We start from the raw sequence: 7079 nt of genomic DNA on the forward strand, positions 1-7079 counted from the left end.
AGCTTGTTAAAGCTCAAAAGCGGCTTTGTCAGTACCGATTACCTGATAACAATGCTAACATACGCTTTTGAACTTGTACTATACCGTTGGGTATATCTACCCCACAATCTTCACCGCATTCTCTTTCAATTGTAAGATCAACTCAACAAACTGCTTCTGCTTTGCGCCGTCAAATAACTTGATAAAGCTCTGCGGTTTATCAAAAGGTGGTTTCATCAATTCAGAGACATTCTCAATGTAGCCATTCTGAACCACATAATCAATCACCTTTTTCACAAAGACAATTTGTGTTTGCGTAAGCGACTGATCATTGATAAACGTGGAAAACACAGACATAGCCGCATCGTATTCAAGTTTGGCGATTTTACGAACCAATAGACCAAAGGGGGTATCCTTAAACTCACGCTTGTAATCATCTTCCGTACCTAGTTCTCCGACGAAGATCCGCTCTAAACTCTCATAATCGGAAGCGGTCAGCGGAATATTGTTCCGCAACTTGTGAATGGCCAGGTGGTCACGATGGCTCTCAATATAGCGATTGACCTTTTGCCTGTAACTCTCAAAGTCATATGCCTGGTCCAGTACTTCTCCCTCTTTGACGGTTAGGATCTCATCGGTCAGATTGGTGTAGACTAGGGGATTTTTCGGACCTTCATCAACGATTAGCTTCAGCAAATCACGCAACGCTAGTCTTACTTTTTCAAAAAGCGGCAGATCGGGATTCTTCCAAAAATCCTCCGTACCCACTCTTTTGATAAATTCCAGCTTCTCTTTAATTTGCGGCATTGTCGCCCGCTTTAATAGTCTGGTACAGATCTCGATAAGCTGCTTTTTCCCCTTTTTAAACTGCGGCATCCCCTCCATCTGGGCGATCATGATGCCATACATGAGATTATCAAAACGCTTCGCGTGCTCATCCGGATCATCCATAAAAACCAGCGGAGCAAGGTAGGTAATCAGGTTCGATTTGTCCTGATCGGAAAGATAAACAAAAGCTTCTTTATGTTTAAACTTCTCAATGTGCTGCAGCTGCAATTTCACCGAAATGAGTTCCGTATTCAACGCCCGAATCTGCTTGTTTACCGTTTCGACCATCCCCGTGCGAATCTCCTGATAGGAATCATCTGCAAAAGCCCCATCCTGTAGGTGATGGATCAATCGAACACGCTTAGAGAAGATCGCCTCGGTTAAACTTTGCGCCTCACCCGCCGTCAACCCTTCCTTATTGGCCCGGAAGAATTCGAAGTTCCCCAAGTAATCAAAGATAATAAAATGGGTTTTATCCTGTCCTTCCCCAAATAGATCTTTGCGTAGCCTTGTCCCCCTGCCGATCATCTGCCAAAACTTCGCTTTCGAGCGAACTCTTTTAAAGAATACAAGATTGACAATCTCCGGCACGTCAATGCCTGTGTCGAGCATATCCACAGAAACCGCGATGTGAGGCACTTTTTCTGGCACCTTAAAATCATCGATAATGGTTTGGGCATAATTATCATCGGAAATAATCCGTTTGGCAAAGTGTCCCCGGTACTGGGGATAAAGCTTATTAAAGCGCTCCACAATATATTCCGCATGCCGCTTGTTTTGAGCAAAGATAATCGTTTTCCCCAGGCGATCACCGCCGGCCACCTTGATCCCTTTGGTCATCAAATCTTCCAACACCATATCTACGGTTGCCTGGTTAAAAATATATTCATTCACCGCCGGGGAGGGGATATACTCCGGCATCTCCCCGTCTTCGTCACTAAAATCCTCTTCATAACGCGCTTTGTCCGCTTCTGAAAGATCATCGTAGGTAATGCCCTGCTCCAAAAACTTTGTCGCAACCTCGATGTTATGGTAAGGAACCAACACATGGTCTTTTTGCACCGCGGTTTCATAGTCATAGGCATAGGTTGGTATTCCGCTTTCCATCTCAAAAAAATCATAGGTATTGCGGTCCACTTCGGTCTTCGGGGTCGCCGTTAACCCTACCAGAATCCCATCCAGGTACTCGAAAATGGTGCGGTATTTCTTAAAAATACTGCGGTGGGCCTCATCAATGATAATCAAGTCAAAATGGGCAGGGGTAAATAAACGTTTGCCATCCTCCGTTTTCGCTGAGTCGATCGCATTCAGCATCGTCGGATAGGTGGAAAAGACAATCCGCGCCGTCTTATCCTCTTTGTTCGATAAGAGGTTGCAAAGCGACATATCCGGCAGGTAATTTTTAAAGTCATCCTTCGCTTGTTTGACCAGCGCTGTCCGGTCAGCTAAAAAGAGCGTATTCGTGACATAGCCCCCGCGGGAAAGGACATCGGTTAAGCTTGAAGCGGTTCTCGTTTTCCCCGTCCCCGTTGCCATCACAAGCAACGCTTTACGATGGCCCTCTTCAATGGCTTCCGTTACCGCGCGAATGGCCTCTTTCTGGTAATAACGATCCGTGATTTTATCATCAATTGGGATGTCAGACAGTGGCTTCCGTTCACTTCGGCGGTTCATCAATTTCTCGAGGTCTGACTTGGAGAGGAAACCACTTACCCTTCGCTGGGGTGAAGTGACATCATCCCATAAATAGGTTTCAAAGCCATTCGTGGTAAACATCATCGGGCGTCTGCCTGTCATGTTCTCCAGGCAATCTGCATACAATTTGGCTTGCTGTGTGCCAATTTTAGGGTCCTTTGAAGTTCGCTTCGCTTCAATAATTGCTAAGGGAAGGCCGTCTTTTCCATACAGCACATAGTCCGCATACCCTTTTTCTTCTGGATTGGGCATTCCATAAAGTGGCACCTCTTCCCTTACGTCATCCCCGAAGGTCCAGCCCAAAAGTTTCAAATCGACATCAATATATTTTTTGCGGGTACGAAATTCGGAAATATCCTCCGGAGTGAAACGGCGCTCTTCCTTGTGCTTCTTCTTATCGGCAGTTAGACGGTCGCTCATCGCAGCAATTTGTGCACGCAAAGCTTCAATTTCTGAATCTTTTTGTTCAATTAAACTGTCTTTTTCTTTGATTTTGGCTTCGTCTAGGGTGAGTTTTTCGGCGGGGATTTTTGCTTCTTCAAAGTGGCGTTCTTCGTAGTTGTTCCCGTAGCAATAGTCAATCCACTGCACAAATTCGAATAATGCGGAGAGGGAAAGGATCGCATCGCTGCGACTGATCGATTTATCGGTGTGCACCGCCAAATTACCTAATTTTATGATATAAGGCAGCTTCCCCCACGTTTGGTTCTCCATCGCGAATTTAAAGGAAGGTTCGTGAATCAATGACTGCAGATTATCCTTATAGGGCATAGTGATCGTGTTATCCGCAGCATACACCCACTTCGCCGCCAGCTCCAACGCCTTCCGGCATCCCACCGCCGCCATCGCCGGAGAACTAGCCAGTACACGCTCCGCCTCTATACATGCTGACGCAAACAAACTGTATTCTGTTTGGCCTAACAGGAAATCAAAATTTGCAGTCATGGTTTCACCTCAGTTTTGTTTGGGGGAGATCCCTTTTTATTGTTGTTAAGATTCATTGTATTTTGGTCTAAGATTTTGATGAAGTTCATTCACGTGGGTTCCAACAGTCTCATTGAACTTCATAAGCCCGATGAAGTTCATTCACATCTATTCCAACAGTCACATTGATCTTCATAAGCCCGATGAAGTTCATTCCTGCCTATTCCTACAGTCACATTGATCTTCATAGGCCTGATGAAGTTCATTCCTGCCTATTCCTACAGTCACTTTGGTCTTCATAAGCCTGATGATGACCATTCTTGTGAATTCCAACGGTCGTTTTGGTCTTCATAAGCCTGATGAAGTTCATTCATGTTTTATCAGGGGGTCAGACCCCAGCCGAAATTTGTCGAATCGACCATATGAAAATAAATATTCTTTCTATTGATTCGCACAAATTTCGATTGGGAGTCAGACCCCCTTCTCCTGCCTTTAATTTAAATAATAGTTCATCATGCTTTCATAAGAAATTACCAATCAATATTGAAATGGTTCGAAAGTTTTTTTGTCCTTCAAACTTTTCAACGAAGGTTGATATTTCTTTTCAGTTCAAGGGGTGGAAGTATAGTGTGGGGGTCTGACCCCCCTTCTTCCCCTTTATCCTTCTTTTAGTCAAAATACCTGCTCATCAAGCTGTCAAAAAGGTACTGAGTCTCGTCGATCGCCTTTTTGACAAGGGATTTTTGTTCTTCGATTTTAGTGACGATGTTCGCGAATTTAATTAAAAGTTCTACGGGTGGATAAGGAATATCAATATCGTTAAGCTTTGCCTGGTTCAGTTTTGGTTGAGCCGAACCCGTCACATATCTACTTATATCTATATTGTTTATGAAGTATTCAATATATAACTGTATATAATAGTCATCAAATTTTAAAACATGAGCATGATTATTGACCCAACACTTTCCAGAAACAGAAAAAGCAATAGGAGTAACTCTGGCTAACAAATTAGCTCCATCTTCAGATACTAATAAATATGAACCATCAAAAATAAAATTTTTTACATAATCGACTATTCCTGATGCACCATAATATGGATATATACCTTTTTCCCTATCTTTGGAGGTTATTGGAACTCTTTTGCTGTCTAGATTCTCACATAGCTCAATTAGTTTCTTAATCTTCCACCCCTTCTCATTCCTAACAGGATCCCCAAACATCTCATAAAAAGTAGATTTAATAAGGTTATCCAGCTCTACAAGCTGCTGTTTGCTCATGGCAAGTAAGCCAGCTACGGTATCTAGGGTTCTGGTAATTTGTTTTTGTGTTTCAAGTGGGGGGAGTGGAACTAATGTACTTTCTAAGAAAGCTTTTGGTACCCTTTTTTGACCTGCACTACCAGTCATGTTTCTTTCTGCTATTTTTCTAAATCCTGAATATGATAGGAATCTATAAACCCAATCACTTGTGACCAAATTTTTATTGGGTCGAAGTACATGAAATTCGGTAGATCCAACGCCTAAACCGTTAATCAATCCACGCGCTATCGTACCTTTCCCATTTTCCATACATGGAGTTATTTTTGCAAATAGAACATCATCCTCAATAAAATAAGAAAAGCCATTACTAACATCAGAATAATTTCTTTTATTACTTGTGTTTATCCTGCCGTCTTCGGTTACATCAGACATAGGAATAAACGACACCTCATTTAGTTCCATGTAGAGATCCTGAGTCAACTTTTTAGGAGGGTTAATTGTACACACATCCCCCAACCTCACCATTTCCCACTTACTCACCAACAAGCCCCCTTAACTCCTGCATCTTGGCAGCAATTTCAAGGTCCAGCTGATCAAGCCTGTCCATAATGACTTGCGGCTTATCATACTCTATCTTTTCATAAACAACCTCTTTATAGCGATTGATAGACAGATCATAATCATTTGCCTCAATAGCAGCCTTGTCTACTAAAAAGCTCTGTTCCGTTGGCTTGCGGTCAGTTTCACCCTCTAAGTTATGAAATCTAGCAAGGATATCCGGAATATCGTTGGTCTCAACAGGAGAGCGTTTGTCATCCAAAGAGTAGCCATCGGCCTTCATATCATAGAACCAAACGTTTTCCGTTCCCCCAGCACCTGTTTTGGTAAACACGAGGATTGCCGTACTTACCCCGGCATAAGGTTTGAATACTCCACTGGGCATGGAAATCACTGCCTGGAGTTGGTGATTCTCCACTAATTCTTTGCGCAATGTTTTGTGAGCTTTGGTCGTTCCGAACAAAACGCCATCCGGCACGATACACGCGCAGCGTCCTCCTTTGCGAAGCATCCGTAAAAAGAGGGCGACAAATAAAAGCTCGGTCTTTTTGGTATTGCAGACGGCCTTTAGATTGTCATTGATGCTTTCCGCATCAACGGTCCCTGTGAATGGTGGATTAGCAAGGATAAGATCATAACCAGATGTCATGCTATTTTGCTTGGATACACTGTCCACATAATCGATATGCGGATTGGTAATGGAATGCAGCATGAGGTTCATGGCAGACAGGCGCAACATGGTGCGGTCAGTGTCAAGTCCGGTGAACATTTCGCTTGCAAAATGCTCCCATTGGTCACTGGTCATTTCTGTTTCATATTTTTCCCGAATAAATTCGGCTGCGGAAACGAGGAATCCTGCTGTTCCACAGGCTGGGTCACAAATTTTATCGTCTGGGGTTGGCGCAAGAAGTCGAACCATCATATCGCGAATATGCTTGGGTGTGCGGAACTGACCATTTTGCCCGGCGGTAGCCAGCTTGCCTAACATATACTCGTAAAGATCTCCTTGCATATCCAAATCTTTGATGTCATGCTCATAGAGTTCATCTAATCCGGTAATAATTTTTTGCAGTACCTGAGGCGTAGGGATGAGAAACATGGCATCCTGCATATAGCGAGAGAATGCCGATTGGCTTTCTCCATTCATCGATTTTATAAATGGAAACACTTTGGTTCCGACGATCTCAAAAATCACACGGGAATCTTTCGTTTTAAACTTGCTCCAACGCATGGCTTGTCCATCTTCGTCCTGTGAGAAAATTTTTGGCATAACTTCCCCGCTTAAAGCTTCAAAACTTTCATTTTCCAGTTCCTTTTCATCGAGGGAACGAATGAACATGAGGTATGTCAATTGTTCAATAACAGTTAACGGGTTGGTGATCCCACCAGCCCACATATCCGTCCATATTTTATCAACTTTGTTGCGAATTTCACCGGTTAGCATTTCTTTTAAAGCTCCAATCTATCTAAACTTATAGGTTAGTTGTCATGTTTAATTTTAATATACCATAATATCAATCGTCCGTTGTCTAGCAAGGAAGTTTCTAATAAAAATAAAAAAACTTATTAAGGCTTTTCTTCGTTTAGTTTTATTCCAATTTCAAGTCTTAGGTAAAGATAATCCTTTTCACATCATTGAGAGTTCACAGGATTTCATCTTTTAGTTTTGTTATAAACACTAGCGGAAATTTTTTCCGTTATTTCTGATTCACAGCATAGTTTGGATCCTATAACGGAAAACTTTTCCGTTGATATGAACGAAACCTGTCAAGAGAAGAACACCCTATAAATTTTTGCCGCACCAAACTAGACCTGTCAAGTGCACTTCTTGACAGG

Annotated in this window: 3 protein-coding genes; all 3 read right to left on the reverse strand. The window is 42.7% G+C overall.

The features are described from left to right. Positions 1-96: 96 nt before the first annotated feature. The 3 genes from J2Z37_RS24105 to J2Z37_RS24115 all read right to left on the reverse strand — a co-directional run bounded on the left by J2Z37_RS24105 (position 97) and on the right by J2Z37_RS24115 (position 6687). Positions 97-3447 (reverse strand): DEAD/DEAH box helicase family protein, encoded by a 3351-nt coding sequence (locus J2Z37_RS24105; protein WP_209812891.1) that lies wholly within the window; start codon positions 3445-3447, stop codon positions 97-99. Positions 3448-4094: 647 nt separating this feature from the next. Next, complete coding sequence (locus J2Z37_RS24110; protein ID WP_209812892.1) at positions 4095-5225, reverse strand: restriction endonuclease subunit S; 1131 nt, start codon at positions 5223-5225, stop codon at positions 4095-4097. Next, positions 5218-6687: a type I restriction-modification system subunit M gene (locus tag J2Z37_RS24115; RefSeq protein ID WP_209812893.1), complete on the reverse strand. Its 1470-nt coding sequence runs from the start codon at positions 6685-6687 to the stop codon at positions 5218-5220. The genes J2Z37_RS24110 and J2Z37_RS24115 overlap by 8 nt, the downstream gene beginning before the upstream one ends. Positions 6688-7079: the final 392 nt, after the last annotated feature.

Origin of the sequence: Ammoniphilus resinae, assembly GCF_017873965.1 — a bacterium.
Taxonomy (GTDB): Bacteria; Bacillota; Bacilli; order Aneurinibacillales; family RAOX-1; genus Ammoniphilus_A; species Ammoniphilus_A resinae.